General features: G+C 27.5%; 17 protein-coding genes and 1 pseudogene. 14 read left to right on the top strand and 4 right to left on the bottom strand.

Annotated features, from left to right (window positions below; genetic code table 11):
* Window positions 1-91: 91 nt before the first annotated feature.
* The 7 genes from AC1XWJ_RS04945 to AC1XWJ_RS04915 all read left to right on the top strand — a co-directional run bounded on the left by AC1XWJ_RS04945 (window position 92) and on the right by AC1XWJ_RS04915 (window position 5,978).
* A complete protein-coding gene (locus AC1XWJ_RS04945) occupies window positions 92-1,615 on the top strand; it encodes a DEAD/DEAH box helicase (RefSeq protein ID WP_483334776.1) in 1,524 nt (507 codons plus the stop codon).
* Between the two features lie 5 nt (window positions 1,616-1,620).
* Complete coding sequence (locus tag AC1XWJ_RS04940; protein ID WP_483334775.1) at window positions 1,621-2,223, top strand: ComF family protein; 603 nt, start codon at window positions 1,621-1,623, stop codon at window positions 2,221-2,223.
* A 130-nt stretch (window positions 2,224-2,353) separates the two neighbouring features.
* The gene (hpf, locus tag AC1XWJ_RS04935; RefSeq protein WP_483334774.1) at window positions 2,354-2,899 is read left to right on the top strand and encodes a ribosome hibernation-promoting factor, HPF/YfiA family; all 546 of its coding nucleotides are present in this window, start codon (window positions 2,354-2,356) and stop codon (window positions 2,897-2,899) included.
* Between the two features lie 82 nt (window positions 2,900-2,981).
* Entirely contained in the window at window positions 2,982-4,238 is a 1,257-nt protein-coding gene (locus AC1XWJ_RS04930) for a Glu/Leu/Phe/Val family dehydrogenase (protein ID WP_483334773.1), read from the top strand.
* Window positions 4,238-4,582, top strand: a complete 345-nt coding sequence (locus AC1XWJ_RS04925) for a DUF6176 family protein (RefSeq protein WP_483334772.1) — start codon at window positions 4,238-4,240, stop codon at window positions 4,580-4,582. Before AC1XWJ_RS04930 ends, AC1XWJ_RS04925 begins: the two co-directional genes overlap by 1 nt.
* A gap of 170 nt (window positions 4,583-4,752) precedes the next feature.
* Window positions 4,753-5,094: an HD domain-containing protein gene (locus AC1XWJ_RS04920; RefSeq protein ID WP_483334771.1), complete on the top strand. Its 342-nt coding sequence runs from the start codon at window positions 4,753-4,755 to the stop codon at window positions 5,092-5,094.
* A 38-nt stretch (window positions 5,095-5,132) separates the two neighbouring features.
* Entirely contained in the window at window positions 5,133-5,978 is an 846-nt protein-coding gene (locus tag AC1XWJ_RS04915; protein WP_483334770.1) for an HD domain-containing protein, read from the top strand.
* A 263-nt stretch (window positions 5,979-6,241) separates the two neighbouring features.
* Here the strand turns inward: AC1XWJ_RS04915 and AC1XWJ_RS04910 are convergent, their stop codons facing one another.
* The 3 genes from AC1XWJ_RS04910 to AC1XWJ_RS04900 are packed head-to-tail and all read right to left on the bottom strand — an operon-like array spanning window position 6,242 to window position 7,626.
* A complete protein-coding gene (locus AC1XWJ_RS04910; RefSeq protein ID WP_483334769.1) occupies window positions 6,242-6,817 on the bottom strand; it encodes a DJ-1 family glyoxalase III in 576 nt (191 codons plus the stop codon).
* A 1-nt stretch (window position 6,818) separates the two neighbouring features.
* On the bottom strand, window positions 6,819-7,085 hold the full coding sequence (locus tag AC1XWJ_RS04905; protein ID WP_483334768.1) for a GNAT family N-acetyltransferase: 267 nt from the start codon (window positions 7,083-7,085) through the stop codon (window positions 6,819-6,821).
* Between the two features lie 13 nt (window positions 7,086-7,098).
* A complete protein-coding gene (locus AC1XWJ_RS04900; RefSeq protein ID WP_483334767.1) occupies window positions 7,099-7,626 on the bottom strand; it encodes an NYN domain-containing protein in 528 nt (175 codons plus the stop codon).
* 375 nt (window positions 7,627-8,001) lie between these two features.
* Here AC1XWJ_RS04900 and AC1XWJ_RS04895 point away from each other — a divergent pair, with 375 nt between their 5' ends.
* The 7 genes and pseudogenes from AC1XWJ_RS04895 to AC1XWJ_RS04865 all read left to right on the top strand — a co-directional run bounded on the left by AC1XWJ_RS04895 (window position 8,002) and on the right by AC1XWJ_RS04865 (window position 12,966).
* Window positions 8,002-8,781, top strand: coding sequence for an ABC transporter permease (locus AC1XWJ_RS04895; protein WP_483334766.1), 780 nt, complete (start codon window positions 8,002-8,004; stop codon window positions 8,779-8,781).
* On the top strand, window positions 8,762-9,751 hold the full coding sequence (locus AC1XWJ_RS04890) for an ABC transporter substrate-binding protein (protein ID WP_483334765.1): 990 nt from the start codon (window positions 8,762-8,764) through the stop codon (window positions 9,749-9,751). The genes AC1XWJ_RS04895 and AC1XWJ_RS04890 overlap by 20 nt, the downstream gene beginning before the upstream one ends.
* A complete protein-coding gene (locus AC1XWJ_RS04885; protein WP_483334764.1) occupies window positions 9,751-10,473 on the top strand; it encodes an ATP-binding cassette domain-containing protein in 723 nt (240 codons plus the stop codon). Before AC1XWJ_RS04890 ends, AC1XWJ_RS04885 begins: the two co-directional genes overlap by 1 nt.
* Window positions 10,474-10,923: 450 nt before the next feature.
* Window positions 10,924-11,073 carry a hypothetical protein gene (locus tag AC1XWJ_RS04880; protein WP_483334763.1) on the top strand — a complete coding sequence of 50 codons (150 nt, stop codon included), beginning with the start codon at window positions 10,924-10,926 and terminating at the stop codon, window positions 11,071-11,073.
* Window positions 11,074-11,094: 21 nt separating this feature from the next.
* A complete protein-coding gene (locus AC1XWJ_RS04875) occupies window positions 11,095-11,997 on the top strand; it encodes a TSUP family transporter (protein WP_483334762.1) in 903 nt (300 codons plus the stop codon).
* A gap of 12 nt (window positions 11,998-12,009) precedes the next feature.
* Window positions 12,010-12,465, top strand: a pseudogene (locus tag AC1XWJ_RS04870) (SHIRT domain-containing protein); the annotation flags it as partial.
* A gap of 6 nt (window positions 12,466-12,471) precedes the next feature.
* Window positions 12,472-12,966, top strand: a complete 495-nt coding sequence (locus tag AC1XWJ_RS04865; protein ID WP_483334872.1) for an SHIRT domain-containing protein — start codon at window positions 12,472-12,474, stop codon at window positions 12,964-12,966.
* Between the two features lie 60 nt (window positions 12,967-13,026).
* Here the strand turns inward: AC1XWJ_RS04865 and AC1XWJ_RS04860 are convergent, their stop codons facing one another.
* Entirely contained in the window at window positions 13,027-17,733 is a 4,707-nt protein-coding gene (locus tag AC1XWJ_RS04860) for a ZmpA/ZmpB/ZmpC family metallo-endopeptidase (RefSeq protein WP_483334761.1), read from the bottom strand.
* Window positions 17,734-18,200: the final 467 nt, after the last annotated feature.

The following is an 18,200-nucleotide window of genomic DNA, read 5'->3' as shown; positions in this document are numbered from 1 at the left end:
AAGATTATTGGTTAGAAATTATTTCGTATATTTCTCTTTTAATTAGCTAGTTAATAAAAATTTTTGTATAATTGAGTTAAGGAGGGATAATATGTACTACAAACAAAAATCAGAATTTATTTCTGCTCTTTATAACATTTATTTTAGCAAATACGAATCATTTCAAAAAATTAATTTACTAGACAATATTTTTGATGAATATTTAGCTTACAACGAATATATAAAAGACTTCGAAACAATATTTTTAAATTTAAAAAACTATCTATTAAATAAAGATCCAAAAGATGATAATATATTTATTGATAACAAATTTATTTTAAGAAATAATGGAAAATTATTAAGTATTAAGTATTTACTAAATGAAAAAGTAAGGATAGATATATTAGCCAATTCTCCCTATGTAAATTTAATTATTTTAATCTCAAAAGAAAATAAAAAATTTTTTTGTAAATATTGTGGAAATAATAATCAAAACTTATTTTTTTCATATGATAATAGTTTTAAAAAAGATGTTACGTATTGTAAAAAATGTGCTGACAACATAGTCCATGATAATTTAACTTACCATTTCTCTATTAACTTTCCCATAAAAAACTCTTTAAAGAATTTAACTTTCCCCTCTAAAGCATTAAGTGAAGAACAACAAAAAATTTCTAAACAATTGTTAGAAGCTACAATAGATAATAAACATTCACTAGTTTGGGCTGTCTGCGGTGCAGGAAAAACAGAAATAATCTATGAAACTCTTCTTCATTTTTTAAAACAAAATAAAATTATTTGTATAGCTATTCCGAGAAAAGACATAGTAAATGAGCTAACAAAACGTATAAAAACTGATTTCCAAATAAATATAAATATCGTAACTGGAGATACTAAGCATTTTGACGGTTCCAATTTATATATAATGACTACACATCAATTAGTGCATTATTATAAATTTTTTGATTTAATTATCGTTGATGAGATTGATGCTTTTCCATATAGTGGCAACCAAGTCTTAGAATATTCCCCTCTAAAATCTTTAAAAGAAAATTGTTCTTTGATTTTTTTATCTGCTACCCCTTCTAAAAAGATAAAAAAATCGGTTGATAATATTTTCAAACTTCCTATTAGATACCATAAAAACCTTCTTCCTATTCCTAAAATATCAAAAAGCACCTTAAAAGATAAGGTAATTTTAGACTTCATAAATAATTCTATAAAAAACAATAGACGTGTTTTAATTTTTGTGCCTAAAATAAATATGCTTAAAGAAATAGTGGATTATCTCAAAAAACATTTCAAAAACATTGATTATGTTAGTAGTATAGATCCACACAGAACAGAGAAAATAGACAAAATGTACAATAAACAATTAGACATATTAGTAACCACTACTATTTTAGAACGTGGTGTTACTTTTGATTTTTTAGATGTTATAGTTTTACAGGCTAATCATAAACATTTCACAAAAGAAGCTCTTATTCAAATAGCAGGTCGTGTTGGTAGAAAGGATTATGATCCTAGTGGTAACGTGCTGTTTTGTGTCGAGAAAAAAAATAAGAATATAAAATTAGCAATAAAAGAAATTAAAGCTATGAATTTATTAGCAAAACAAAAAAAATTATGTAGGTGATTATTATGATATGTAAATACTGTTCCAAAAATATAGAAGATAAAATTTCATTTGCAACATTATTCAAAAAAAGAAATATTATTTTATGCAAAGATTGTAACGATAAATTCAATATTTTTTCATTAAAATTAAACGAATATACTCTCTTTTATTTCACTACATACGATAATATTAAGAACGATATTTATAATATAAAATATTACAAAAATATCGAATACTCTAAAAAATTCCGAAGTTTTTTCCAATTATTTTTTAGTAAATATAAAAATTTTGATTTGATTACTATCGTACCATCTAACATAATTAGAGAATCAATACGAGGATTTAACCAAATAGAAATAATTTGTAATATGTGCAATATTTCCTACGAGAAAATATTTTTTTCTAATTATCGTCCAAAACAATCAAAACTACTAACAAGGCGTACTGAACATAATTTCTCTATATTAGATAATAAAATAGAGTTAGTAAAAACAAAAAATAATATTTTAATAATAGATGATATTTTTACTAGTGGTAACACATTAATTTCTTTAGCTAAAGAAATTAAAAAAATAAATTCCTGTGCAAAAATATCATTTCTTACATTAGCTAAATCTTCTCAATGAAACTAGAATTATTGCTATTTTCAAAATATATTGATATTGTTTTCAAAAAATGTTATAATGTAAATATAAAATTAATAGAGATACTTATCTCAGAGTAGATTTACTACTCAATACGGAAGGAGTGCTTACTATGTTAAGATATCAAGTAAGAGGAGAAAATTTAGAAATTACTCAGGCTATTAGAGAGTATGTAGAAACTAAAGTTTCAAAATTAGAAAAATACTTCTCTAATGAAATTGATGCTAACGTATATGCAAATGCAAAAGTTTATAAAAATGGTAACAAAAAAATTGAAGTTACTGTTCCTCTAAAAGGAGTTACACTTCGTGCAGAAGAAAACCACGCTGATTTATATGCAGCTGTTGATTTAGTTGTAGATAAATTAGAGCGTCAAATGAGAAAATATAAAACTAAAATCAATAGAAAGAGCCGTGAAAAAGGATCAGTAGTTGAGGAAATTTTAACTACTGAACTTGAAGAAACTCCTGAAGAAACTTTAGAATTTGTTAAAACAAAAAAAGTTCCTGCTAATGTTATGAGCAAAGAAGAAGCTATATTACAAATGGAGCTTTTAGGTCATGATTTCTTTGTCTTTGTAGATGAAGCTACTGATCAATTCGCTGTTGTTTATCGTCGTAAAGATAATAATTACGGAGTTTTAGAATTAGAAAAGTAATATAAATATAGGATCTAAGCAAAATAATTTTCTTTATAGTACAATATTTGCTTAGGTCCTTTTTTAAAAAAGGAGAAAATATATGAATAACAATCCATTAGCAAATGCCAGAGAACAAATAAAAAAAGCTTGTAATATTTTGGGATATAATGAAGATGTGTATCAAGCGTTAAAAGAGCCGCAAAGATTTATAGAATTAAATCTTCCCGTAAAAACGGATGATGGTAGCACAAAATATTTTACTGCATATCGTTCACAGCATAACGACTCACTTGGCCCTACTAAAGGCGGTCTAAGATTTCATCCACTAGTTACAAGAGATGAAGTAAAAGCACTATCTATTTGGATGACTTTTAAATGTGCTGTTGCTAATCTTCCTTATGGTGGAGGAAAAGGAGGAATAATAGTTGAACCTAGTGATCTATCAGAAACAGAATTAGAAAATTTATCTCGTAGTTTTGTACGCGGTATATATAAGTATATTGGAGAAAAACAGGACATTCCCGCTCCTGACGTAAATACTAACGGAAAAATTATGTCTTGGATGATTGATGAGTACAGCATACTAACAGGTGAACAAGCACTAGGAACATTTACAGGAAAACCTATAGAGTTAGGAGGATCATTAGGAAGAACAGCTGCTACTGGGCACGGAGTTGCATTTAGTGCAAAACTAGCATTAACAAAACTAAATAAAGATATAGCAAATACTACTGCAGCAGTTCAAGGTTTTGGTAACGTAGGTAGTCATGCAGTAAAAACTTTAATAGAATACGGTGCTAAAGTAGTAGCTGTTACAGAGCGTGATGATAATGGCATTCAATATGCAGTTTATCGTGAAGAAGGATTAACCTATGAAGAATTGAAAAATTGTAAAAATAACAAAATTCGTTTCCACTCATTACCTAACACTCAACGATTAACTCTAGAAGAGTTTTGGGCTTTAGATGTTGATGTTCTATGTCCGTCTGCTTTAGAAAATTCTATAGATTCAAAAGAAGCAAAAATCATTAAAGCAAAAATTATATCAGAAGGTGCTAACGGTCCAGTAACTCTAGAAGGTGATAAAGTATTAAATGATAAAGGTATAATTACTATTCCTGATATTCTTGCTAATAGTGGTGGTGTTACTGTTTCTTATTTCGAATGGGTACAAAATCTACAAGGATTCTATTGGAGTGAAGAAGAAGTAGTTACTCGTCAAGACAAAATTATGAAAACAGCGTTCGAAGATATTTGGGAAGTAAAAGAACGATTCAACGTTTCATTTAGAGAAGCTGCTTATATTTATTCAATAGAAAAAATTGTTAATAATATGAAATTGAAAGGAAAAATATAATGATAGTAGAAATAACTAGATTTAGAGTTCTTCCCAATAAATCACAAAAAGTTGATGAATGGTTAGCATTTTTGAATGAAAATATGGAGGATGTTCTGTTAACATTAGACCGTGAAAAAATGTATGTTGAAAATATTTTTAGAGAAACTTTAAATGGTGAAGAATATCTTTATTGGTATAGTATACAAGGGAAAGATGGCGCAGATGTAGAAACATCAGAACATTGGATAGACAAAAAACATTTAGAATATTGGAAAGAATGTATAGACCCTACATTTACTCCTAAGGACTTAACTACCGAAGTCGTTATGATTCCTGAAAGAATAAAAAATAATATGAAATAAGTAGAGATAGAACTGTTACTTACGTTAGCAGTTCTATTTACTTTTATACAATTCAAGGAAAAAGTAATCAATGTATATCCTATACCTCCTTAACATTGAAAATGTTTTATGTTACTTGTATAATTATACTATGATTATTAATATTCTCAAAAAATTTATGGAGGTAAAATATGGAACTAGAAAAATTATCAGAACGAAAAGTAATTCGTGATCCAATACACGGATATATAAATATAGAGTATAAAGTTATTTGGGAAGCAATAGATACAAAAGAATTTCAAAGATTAAGAAGAATCAGACAACTAGGAGGAGATTTTCAAGTATATCCTAGTGCTGAACATTCTCGTTTTACTCATTCATTAGGCGTCTATGAAATAGTTAGAAGAATAGTAAATGAAATAAAATCTTTACAATCAGAAATTAGTGAACAAGATAAAATATCCGTTATGCTAGCAGCACTACTCCACGATATCGGACATGGTCCATTTTCTCATGCTTTCGAAAACAAGTAACTAAACATAGCCACGAGGATTATACTGCAAAAATAATTTTGGGAAATACTGAAATTAATAAAGTTTTAAATAAAGCATCACAAGATTTAGCACATAATGTGGTAGCTATAATACAGCACAGGCATGAAAATGATTTGTTAAATCAAATTGTTTCTGCACAACTTGATGCAGACAGAATGGATTACCTACTTAGAGATTCATATTTCTCAGCAACTAGTTACGGACAGTTTGATCTCGAAAGAATACTTAGAACCTTACGTGTTCGCGAACATTCTAACGGTAAAAAATATATAGTTACCAAAGAATCAGGTATTCATAGCGTCGAAGATTACATTATGGCTCGATATCAAATGTATTGGCAAGTATATTTTCACCCAGTAGCACGTAGTTATGAAGCTATATTCGTTCAGCTATTTACACGCCTAAAAGATATCTATATAATAGATAAATCGTATTTTAGTGATTTAAATTTTATAATTCCATTTTTAGAAAAAAACGAAGTAACAGAAGAAGAATATTATAAACTAGATGAATGTACAATTTTTTATTATTGTAACTTAATTATAGAGAAAAAAGATAAAATTGCTAGCGACTTAGCTAGACGGCTTTTGAATAGAGATTTATTTGAATATGTAGATTATTCCGAAAACAACTTAAACAAAATTAAAAAGATGCTGGCTGAAAAAGGATATTCAGAAAAATATTACTTAAAAATAGAAAATATAGAAACTAGCCCCTACTCTCCTTATCAAGGACAAAAAATATTAATAGCAAAAAATAATAACGAAATAGTTGAATTAGAAAAAGCTAGTACGATTGTAGAATCTATAACTAAAGGAGAAATAAAAAAGGAAGGAACTATATTCTATCCAAAAATAGTATAGATTTCTAATATAATATTAATATAAATTGACTCTACAATAAATGCGAGGAAGATAAAAAGTTCCTCTCATAATTTTTTATCAACATTATTATAACATTAATTTTTATATTTTTATTATAAATAATTATAAAGAAAATTATTATCGTATATTTTTATTTATAGAAATAATATGTATAATATACATTTTTAATCATTAATTTTAATTTCAACTACATAATAAAAAATAAATATGGGAAGCGAAAATTCGTTCCTCATATTTATTTTTTATAGGTTACTTTTTAAAACTTCTATTAACATAGGATTTGCTACAGAATTTTTCGTATCTTCTCCTAGCAAATACTCTAATATTGCATATCCAAATAATAGAGCCACTGCCGGACCTTGAGCAGTTATTACATTATCATCGACTACAACCGCTTCTTTATCTGAATACTCTTTATAATCAATTTTACTATCAAATCCTGGATAGCAAGTTACTTTCTTATCTTTTGTAATACCTGCTTGATTAAGAACTATAGGAGCAGCACACATAGCAGCAACTAAACGTTTTTCATTATGCATTGTTTGGAAAAATTCTATAATTTTAGAATTATTTTTTAAATGCTCACTACCTGGCATACCTCCTGGAACTACAATAGCATCATAATCTAATATATTAACGATATCACTAATTTTTTTATCTATTATTATACTTACATTGTGAGAGGTAACTATTTTCTCCTGATCGTTTGCACTTATTAAATCAACTTCTACTCCACCTCTTCTCAAAACATCTAGCGGAGCTATTATTTCTAATTCTTCACTACCATTTTCTACAAAAAAAGCTAATTTTTTAGTCATATTATTTCTCCTTGTTATTTTTTTCAAACCAAGATATAGCATACGGACAAGTTGCTTCAAGTTTTATATTATTTTCGTTAGCATATTCTACTACTGCGTTCATTAATTTTCCTGCTATACCTTGACCACGATACTCTTCATCTACATAAACTTTTGTTATGACGTGTATATTATCATATTTCTTAGGAAATAATAAAAATATTTTTGCACCGTCTTCACTATTTCCAAAATATAACTTATCTTGAGTTTTGTTTACTTTAAATTCCATAAAATTGTTCTCCTTAAAATTTTTTACCATATAACAAAAATTGTTCTAATTTTTTTCTGTCTTTGTCAGACATTCTTATATGACGATTTTGTAATTTATTTCTATTGTGTTTTTTTGCATCATTTGACACTTGACTCTTCCTATCATACAAATCTTTTATAAATCTATGACAATCCCTAAGTATAGCACCGTACCCTAATGCACTATCTCTTTCTGCTCTATCATCACTTACTACAATAACATCCACAAAATGATTTACATAAAGTTCCCTAGTTTTACTCTCTATCCATTGATCTGCTTTCTCTCCTGTCTTTGTATAAACTATAAAGATAGGATAATCCTCTTTAATATATTCTTTATTTCTACTTTGATATGCATCAAAAACACAATATACTTCATAATTGTTTCCCGAGGCATACTCTTTTAAAATATCTACTAATATATCTCTTTCTGTAGAAAATGTAGAACTTTTTATTTTATTATATTCTTTCATTTTAAATAATAAATTATAACCATCTATTATTAAATATTGCTTCTTCAAAACATCACATTCTCTCTAATATTTTTTATCATTATATCATACTAAAAAAATTTTATCTATAAAGATAATATCACAAAATTATAAATGTATTTCTACTTAATTCATACAAATGAAATATTTTTTATTAAATATAAGCTACTTTTTTGTATTCATTTTCAAAATATGATATATTAGCAGTACGGGAGTCTGTGAACAGTCTGAGAGGAAACTTTTTTTGTTTCGACCGAACCTGATCTAGGTAATGCTAGCGTAGGTATTAAGGAATCATAAGACATTACAACACTTCCATCAAGTATCTTACTTTAGGAAGTTTTTTTATTTACTAAAAAATTATCTATCGTACAGATAAATAATTTTAATATTAGGAGGAGTTTATTGATAAAACATTTTATTTATAAATATATAGAATTTTTCACTATAATTTTTCTATTATTACTTTGGCAAATTACCGGTTATTTGGAACTATTACCTAAATTTATAATTCCAACTCCAATAGAAATATTAAATGCTTTTTTTCGAGATTACAAAGAATTAATCTTTCATAGTAAAATAACTATCATCGAAGCAATTTTGGGATTAATGTCCGGAATCGTAATAGCAACTATGCTCGCTATTATTATGGATTTATTCAAAATCTTGAACAGGGCTATCTATCCAATATTAGTAATAAGCCAGACCATTCCAACTGTTGCACTAGCTCCTATTCTTGTTCTTTGGTTAGGTTATGATATGACACCTAAAATAGTGTTAATTACATTAACTACAACATTTCCTATCGTTATTAGCATGTTAGACGGCTTTAGAAACGTCGACAAAGATACTACTAATCTTCTTCAAATTATGGGAGCTAATAAGTGGCAAATATTATTACATCTAAAACTTCCATCTAGTCTACCCTACTTTTATGCAGGACTTAGAGTAAGTGTTTCTTATTCTTTTATAGCTGCCGTTGTAGCTGAATGGTTAGGAGGGTTTGAAGGATTAGGAGTTTATATGATTCGTTCCAAAAAATTATTTCAATACGATACAATGTTTGCCATTATTATATTAATATCGTTTATAAGTATTTTTAGTATGTATTTAGTTAAAATAAGTGAGAAAAAATTTATTAAATGGAAATATATAGGAGAAAACAATGAAAAAAATAATTTATAGCATAGTAACAATTATATTAATGTGTACTTTAGTTGCATGTCAAAACAAAGAACAATCTTCTAATCAACTCAAAAAAGTTGATTTCATACTAGATTGGGCTCCTAACACTAATCATACTGGACTATACGTAGCTAAAGAAAAAGGATATTTTAAAGAAGTCGGTATTGACTTAGATATAAAAATGCCTCCTGAAGATAGCTCTTCAGACCTTGTAATTAATAATAAAGCACCATTTACTATCTACTTCCAAGATAGTATGGCTAGCAAGTTATCAAAAGGAGCAAATATAACAGCAGTTGCTGCAATTGTCGAAAACAACACATCAGGAATAATATCAAAATCTAGCGAAAATATTACTTCTCCAAAAGATTTAGAAAACAAAAAATACGGAACTTGGAACGATCCAATAGAGTTAGCAATGATAAAAAATATAGTAGAAAATAATGGTGGAAACTACGATAATATCAAATTAGTTCCTAATAGCGATAGCAATTCTATAACTGCTATAGAAAACAATGTATTTGATGCATCTTGGATATATTACGGTTGGGACGGAATTATGGCTAAGCATCAAAATATTAATACAAACTTCTTCTATCTAAAAGACTATAACCAAAATCTTAACTATTATTCCCTTATAATAATAGCAAATAATGATTATTTAAAAAACAATAGTGAAGAAGCGAAAAAAATTATACAAGCTATAAAAAAAGGCTATCAATATGCAATAGATCATCCAGAAGAAGCGGCAGAAATTCTTATAAAACATTCACCTGAACTAAGTAATAAAAAAGAGTTTATTATAGAATCTCAAAAATATTTATCACAACAATATGCTACTAATAAAGAAAAATGGGGGGAAATAGATCCAGCTAGATGGAGTAACTTCTATAAATGGGTTAACGAAAATAATATAACAGAAACAAAGTTACAAGAAAGTAGCGGATTTACTAACGAATACTTAAACTAATGAACATACTAAATATAACTAATCTTACTTATAGTTACGATAACAATAATATTATAAAAGATATAAACATTCATATAAATAAAGGGGAATTTATCTCAATTGTAGGAACTAGTGGCGCTGGAAAATCAACAATATTTAATATTATAGCGGGAATAATTCCTATACAAGAAGGTAACATAGAAATCAATAACGATAAAGATTTTGTAGGTAAAGTTAGCTATATGCTACAAAAAGATTTGTTAATAGAACATAAAACAGTCGTAGAAAATATTGCTTTGCCACTTATAATCAATGGAGAAAATAAAAAATTAGCATTAGCGAAAGCTACTATACAATTAGAAAAATTCAAGCTTGATGATTATAAAGATAAATTTCCTAAACAACTAAGCGGAGGAATGAGACAACGTGTAGCCTTACTTAGAACTATGATGTTGAAAAAAGAGATATTTTTGCTAGATGAGGCATTTAGTGCTCTGGATGTAATAACTAAAGAAGATATTCATAATTGGTATTTAAACATCCACAGACAATTAAAATTATCATCATTATTAATTACTCACGATGTTGATGAAGCAATAAAACTTAGCGATAGAATATATATTCTAAGAGACAAGCCTGGTCAAATAACCGATGAAATAATAATAAAATTTGACGAAAATAAAGATATAGATTATCAAAAAGTTCTATATAAAAAATTAATTATAGAAAAATTAAAAATGTGATTCAAGAAAGCTACTAATATTAAAATAAAGGCATCTTCAAAATAAATTAAGTATATTTTGAAGCTGTCTTTTATTAATTATTTTGCAATGTGATGTTACATTAAAATTTTTTATACAAAGTACATCACTATATAATTAACTTTTCTTTTATGTGATTAACTATTCCCACTATATTATTTATAACAATATTTCTTAACTTTTAAATTAACAATTAGAAATATATTAACCTTACAACTAAATTTTATAATAAAATAAATTGGTTATTAATCTATGCTTATAACCTTAAAATATTGTTTTTATCAGCAATAATTGCATATTATAATATTTTAAAAATTACTGGAATTATATTTTAAAATTTTTCTGTTATATTATCAAAAAAGTATAGATTTTCATTTAACAATATGCTAAAATTAAAGAAAGAAAGCGTTTGATAGTTAAGGAGGAAGTATTGTGTTATTAATAATAAAAAAAACGTTGCATTATATTAAATATTTTCGTGCAACTTTATTTAGAAATATAAACAATGCAAACTATATTACTATTTATAACGCATCTGAACTCACCTCAAAAGATATATATAACATTATTTATAATATTTAAAAAATTTTTTGAGGTGAAAACATGAACGCAGTAAATATATTATTAATTTTAGTAGCTCTAGGAGGAGTTTATTGTTTATTCAATATAGTAACAGATGTTATCAAGAACAGAGATAACTTAGGAAAAGGCAATCCTATCGTAGGTATTATAATCGGTTTCGTTACAGATTTCTTTGATACTTTAGGAGTTAGTAGTTTTGCATTAACTACATTACTATTTAAAGCAACAAATTACTTGGATAACGATAGACAATTACCTGGAACACTTAACGTTGCTCATACTATTCCTACAATATTTGAAGCATTCCTTTTTATTCAGGCAGTAGAAGTAGAACCTGTTACAATGTTCTCACTAATTGCTGCAGCTGTTTTAGGTTCTATCTTAGGTGCACGAATTATTACAAAATTTTCTGAGAAAAAAATTCAAACTACTATGGGTTATTGTTTATTAGTAACTTCGCTACTTATGGCAGCTAAACAAATGGGATGGTTATCACTATTAAGTACAGGAAATACAGCCATAGGACTTGTAGGTATATCCCTAGCTATTGGTATTGTTGGTAACTTTATATTTGGCGCTTTAATGATGGCTGGCGTTGGTCTTTATGCTCCTTGCTTAGCTATGGTATCTATATTAGGTATGAATCCTAAAGCTGCATTCCCTATTATGATGGCTTCTTGCGCCTTACTTCAAGCTATATCATCAAGACCATTTATTAAAGCTAATATGTATTCTAGAATAGCTACAATTACTATTATAATTGGAGGTTTAGCAGGAGTCTACGTAGCATTTAATATAGTAAAAAATATGCCTTTAGATTATATTATGTGGCTAGTTATTGTTGTAGTAATCTATACTGGTATTTCTATGATTATAAAAGGTAGAAAACCTTTACCAGTGAATAAATATAATGTAACTCACTAATTTGTTAGTGGAACTAATGGAAAAGATTTACCTCAAGAGTTAGTTGATCGTACTCCTAACAATATAACTGATAAAGTCAATGGTGATGTTGTTAAGCCTAGTAACTTTGATAATTCTAATTACATAGATAATGTCAACGATGGCGTTTGGTCTTTTGTTAAATGGGACAAAGATTCAGTTACTATCAATAAACAAAATGAAACTTTTGTTGGTACTTGGGTATTTACTGCGAATAAATACAATGTAACTCACGAATTTGTTAGTGGAACTAATGGAAAAGATTTACCTCAAGAATTAGTTAACCGTACTCCTAACAATATAACTGATAAAGTTAATGGTGATGTTGTTAAGCCTAGCAACTTTGATAATTCTAATTACATAGATAATATCAACGATGGTGTTTGGTCTTTCGTTAAATGGGATAAAGATTCAGTTACTATCAATAAACAAAATGAAACTTTTGTTGGTACTTGGATATTTAATGCAAACGAATATAAAGTAAATTATCAATTTGTTAGTAAAACTGAAGGAGAAGAACTTCCAGATACAGTTAAATCACTTTTACCACAAGATAACAACACATACAAAAAAAATAATGTTGTTACAACAAAACAAGATAAATTTAATGATGTTGTAGTTGAAGACGGAAAATGGGTATTCATTTCTTGGGATAAAAACTCTGATACTATCATAAACAAAGATATTACATTCACTGGTTATTGGGAATTTATAAAAAATTCTGATAAACCGAAACCTGAGCCAAAACCTGAACCGAAACCTGAGCCAAAACCTGAACCAAAACCTGAACCAAAACCTGATTCAGAAGAACAGAAATCTAATTCACAACCTAAAAAGGATTCTAAAAAATTAGTAAATACAGGGGAAACTTCTAGTTCTGCTACGACTGTAGGATTACTAACATTATTACTTTCGGCTATTTTAGGATTTAGAAAAAAGAAAAATAAATAAACTAAATATTAAAAAATACACCTCTGCGAGGTGTATTTTTATTATTAAAATTTTTGTATATTAATTATATATCGATGTTCTAAAATCATTTGTTTGGCGAAGATATGCACTATAAATTCTAGAATTAAGTAACTGAACCCAGCTAGCAGGAGAATGACTAGTTGTACGGTCTATATTCTCAATATCTTTAGCCATAGCTTCATCAACTAAACGTTGAAGTTGCTCAAATGAATTTATAGTAATTTGTTTAGTAGAATTTGATACTCCTAATTCATATTCAATAGTTATCGGTTTTAAGCGATCTATTTTATTAATACGTTCTTTATACATATCTTTTTTGAAATCTGCCCACGAAGTATATTCATTACCAAATACTTTTTCAAATACTAAATCATCTGTAACTAATCCTACGTAGCGTCTAAACCACCCAGACCATGTTCTTTCTCCTGAATCAAAAGCTTCTTTTGCAAGCATATTAGATGCATAAGGTAAAAATCCTTCATTGTATCCTTTAGCTCCAATCAATTCAAATGCCATACGTTTGAACATTAAGTCCCCTGGAGCTCCATTACTGTTGGCAAGTGCTGAATAAATCGGGGAGAATAATGAAGCAGTGTAGTATCCATTTCTTTTAAGTTCCGTGTTATCAGCACTACCTCGACGATTTATTATATCTTTATCCACTAAATCATCTATTGTTGTCAACGAATTTACTTCATCATCTGTTAAAGGACGAATAATGTTACTAGCGTGCGTTAGCTTTCCATCTCTATCTTTAACATATTTATTTTCTATTTTTCTTAGCCATTTCTTTTTAACTTCTGAATTTTGTTTTAATGTTGCTTGCGCTTCAGCATATTCTAATGTATACATTACATCAAACATTCTATGGACATATTCATTAAGATCTTCCATACTTTGATATCGTTCAGAAGGATTTGCTGTATGATACCTATCTCTTGCGTCTTTATATTCATCATAATTGAACATAGTATTAAGACCCAAAACAGCATGGTTTCTACTATCTGTTGTCTCAAAAAGTCCCATAGCAAATAATTCTGCTCCTAGCCCTTCTCGTCTACCTTTTCCTTCAAAATAAATTTTACCGTCAAAGTTATGTGTCATTTCATGTGTAAATGTTGCAGCCCCTGATGAATCTAACATTCTATAAGCAACAAAATTAACTACCTCTCCATTAGCATAAGCGGCTAGTCCATTGTTTTTGTAATACCTACCTACAGGACCAAAGAATTGCTGAATAGACGCATCTTTATCATGTAATGTTCTCCAACTTCCACCTTTTCCATCATTTGCATATTGGAATCCATCATACACTAAAATATTTGAAAATAGTTTATCTTTTGATTCTGTACTTAATATCTTATACCAAAAATCTAAATGATCTCTTTGCCAAATTGACGCTTGATCAACTTTTCCTCTAACATATGATATAAGATTGCTATCTTTAGGAACAGAATTTTTATATCTTTCATAACCACCAAAATTCAATGTAGATATATTTGAGATTACATAAACATTCTCATCTTCTGCTGTTAATAAAGGAAGTAACATTTGTTTATATTTCCAACTATTACTCGCTATTCTATCATAAACACCAATAGAATACTTATTATTTTTTTTACCATAAGCCTCTTCTTGTTTTTGCCTAGTTTCTGGAACTGATGATAATGTTTCTACTATGTATGCTTTACTATTTTCTTTTAACCATTCATTATTATTTTTATTTGGCAAAAATAGTTCTCTATATGTTTCTACATAATCAAATAAATTATTAAATCCTTTCGAACTTCCAATAATATTACCAAAAGTAGATACATTAGCACTAGCTTTTAGAATATCAAATCCAGAATTACCTAAATTAATAATATGATCTAATGTAGAACTACTATTTTTACCGAAAAAGTCTAATTTATAAGACGATAAATCTTTAATATTAATATTATTATAATTGATATTATACCATCTATTTAAATATGATAGACCGAGCATTAGCGGTGTTGCATTATCTTTAATTTTAGAGATAATTGAATCTTTAACAGCTCTATCAGGTGTATTGATTGTTGAGTCAGCCGACAAAACTTTACGCAACTCTTCTGTTATATTATTTTTAACAATATCAAATGTTTTTTCTAAATATAAATCATTTAATGATTTTGTAGTATCATTTTCTATTTTCAAAGTTCTACGTACGTCTTCAGAATTAAACTCTATTGCTGATAATATCGGAACAACTTCATCAACAATTTCTTTATAAGAGTTTAGGAACATTTCAGGTGTATATAGCAAATTAGTACCTTGTATATAATATTCAGCAATTTTATTATTTTTAAAGTCTTCTTTATAACTTAAGTCAACATAGTCAATTGTATTGTCTGCATAATGAAGCATTAGTTTATTTATAGATACTTTATTTGTGTTTACATCGATTATAACTTTATTATCTACCATAGGAACAGCATCCACTAATTCTACTTTAGATAATTTATGTTCAGCAGAAAGTTTATTACCTAACTCTACTATATATTCTTTGTTATAAAACGGTAATAATTTCTCTATATTTTTATACGCAATATTGCGATTTTCTTCTGCTCCATCTACATTTTGATAATTTACTTTATAAGAATTTAGTAATGTAACATTAGAATTTTGATTTTTAGGAATATAAAATTCTGCATTTGATTTATATTTACCTTGAGAATCCTGAACAAGTTCTGCTACCGAAACTGTAACTTTATATAATGAAACTCCATCTTTCTCTGTTTCAGTTATAGACTCAATAGGTAGATTAATATCTTTATTTTCTAGTGATTTTATTTTAATAAAATAATTATCAAGATTTGTAGGAATAGAGTCTAAATAATCTTTTCGTTGTAAACCGCTGCTATTTTCCTCGTAAAGTTCAACAGTATTTATATCCTTAAATTCTATTTTTTTATATTCTAAAAGTATATCTTTAGTACTTGTTTGTAATTTTGTTTCATTTCCATTTCCTATATTATAAGTTAATTGTGTTTTTAATGTGTAATTTGTAAAATATTTTAATTCATCAATAGTTAACGGATTAGTAATATCAGTAATGTCTACTTCTTTTATCAATTCATTTTCTCTATAAACTAATGCTTTAGCTGACACATAGGCCTTGTCATTATCATTTAATTTATAATTAACAATTATTGATTTATTATTTTCATCTTTTATAACAGAATCAATATTTAATGTAGGTACAGTTTTCAACCTCTCTTTCGTTCCTACTCTTACTATTTCTGTTGTTGGTTCTGTTCTTTCTATCGTAGGTTGATTCGCTGTTACTTCTCCTGTTTTTGTATTAAGTTCGTATGTAATCGTTGTTTTCTCTACTCCATTTACTCCAGCAACAGCTACTTCTCTTTCATCTACATATAAATTATTGTCTACTCTTTCTTCTGTTGTATACGGTATTTCTTTTGTTGTTACTGTCGGTTCTGTTCCTACTTTTATTATTTCAGTTGTTACTTGTTTTGTTTCTGTTTCTTTTTTAATTTCGTTTGTTCTTGCATCTTTAACTATCTCTTTTTCTCCGTTAATTCCTGCTTGAACTGTTGTACTTGTTCCGTACGCTAAATTATCATCTCTTTGGTATTCTGTGTCATACACCACTGGCTCTTTTGTTATTACTTCTGTTGCTTTCGTTCCTACTCTTACTATTTCTGTTGTTGGCTCTGTTCTTTCTGTCGTGGGCTGGTTAGCTGTCACTTCTCCTGTTTTTGTATTAAGTTCGTATGTAATTGTTGTTTTCTCTACTCCGTTTACTCCAGCAACATCTACTTTTCTTTCATCTACATATAAATTATTGTCTACTCTTTCTTCTGTTGTGTACGGTATTTCTTTTGTCGTTACTGTCGGCTCTGTTCCTACTTTTATTATTTCATTTGTTACTTGTTTTGTTTCTATTTCTTTTTTAATTTCATTTGTTCTTGCATCTTTAACTATTTCTTTTTCTCCGTTAATTCCTGCTTGAACTGTTGTCCTTGTTCCGTACGCTAAATTATCATCTCTTTGATATTCTGTATAATAAGGAATTTCTTCTCTTACTATTTCTGTATTATCTGTCTCTTCTGGTAGAACTGGTGCTGGCTTACTATCTTCTTTATTTATTACTTTTGATTCTTCTGAATCATTTATTATTTCTTTATTATTTTCCAAAATATTATCATTTGCAACTTTAATATACCCTATATATTTATAATTAGGTATATTAGCAGGTGCTGGTAATGTGTTACCTTTTTCTACATCATAAAATTGATTATATTGAGATAATAATTGACTATAAATAGCCATTGACTCAGGAGACAATATTGTACTTCCTAAAGTAGTTATTAAAACTATTGATGTTATTTTTCTTCTACCTTTTTTAATAGCAGCTACAGCAACAACTAAAAATAAAATACTTGCAGAAGCTATAATAGCATTTAAACCATTAGTTATTCCTGTATTAGGCAAAGTTTTTCCAATATTTTCTGGACGATAAACTAAATAATAAGTTTCTTTATCATTTTCACTTACTTTTGGTAATTCTTTAATAATAACCTTCTTTTCTTCATCTGTAAGTTCGTCTTCACTAACATACTTATAATCTACTGAACTACTATCTTTAGCTAGAGATACATTAGGATTAGCAGATAGTAAAAATATACTAGCTATTGATGTCGATACCAAACCTACCGATAACTTCCTTAAAGAGAAAAGTTGAATTCTATCTTTTTCCATAAAATAATCTCCTTATTTATATTTCAATATTACAACTTAATTATATCATAATTAGTAAATAAAATTAATTATTAATTACCATTAAACCTTTTTATAAATAGTTTATTATTAATATTTTATATATTACTTATAAAGTTATGTTTTTTGTATAGAATTTTTATAAATGTATAATTAAATTTAATAGATATATTAAAATATCCCCAACCTATTTTTTAGGTTGAGGATATTTTTGTTTACTTAGTTTAATAACTTTTAATCTTTATCATTGTATTTACATCTACCCGTTTTTTCAAAAAATTTCTCAGCAGAGGTTTTGGTAGGGTTAATTTAAATAAAAATTAATAATAACAGTTTATTTAAAATTTACAATTCTATGAAAAGAATGGTAATTGTGTCTGATTTTGAGATTTTTCAAACAATCCTAGCTTTAAATAAGTTGCATCACATAAAGAATTAAAACTTGCTAA

It is taken from the genome of Gemelliphila sp. 1F1, from assembly GCF_056897515.1.
The sequence above is the reverse complement of the archived record's forward strand: the minus strand, read 5'-3'. Positions and strand labels throughout refer to the sequence as shown.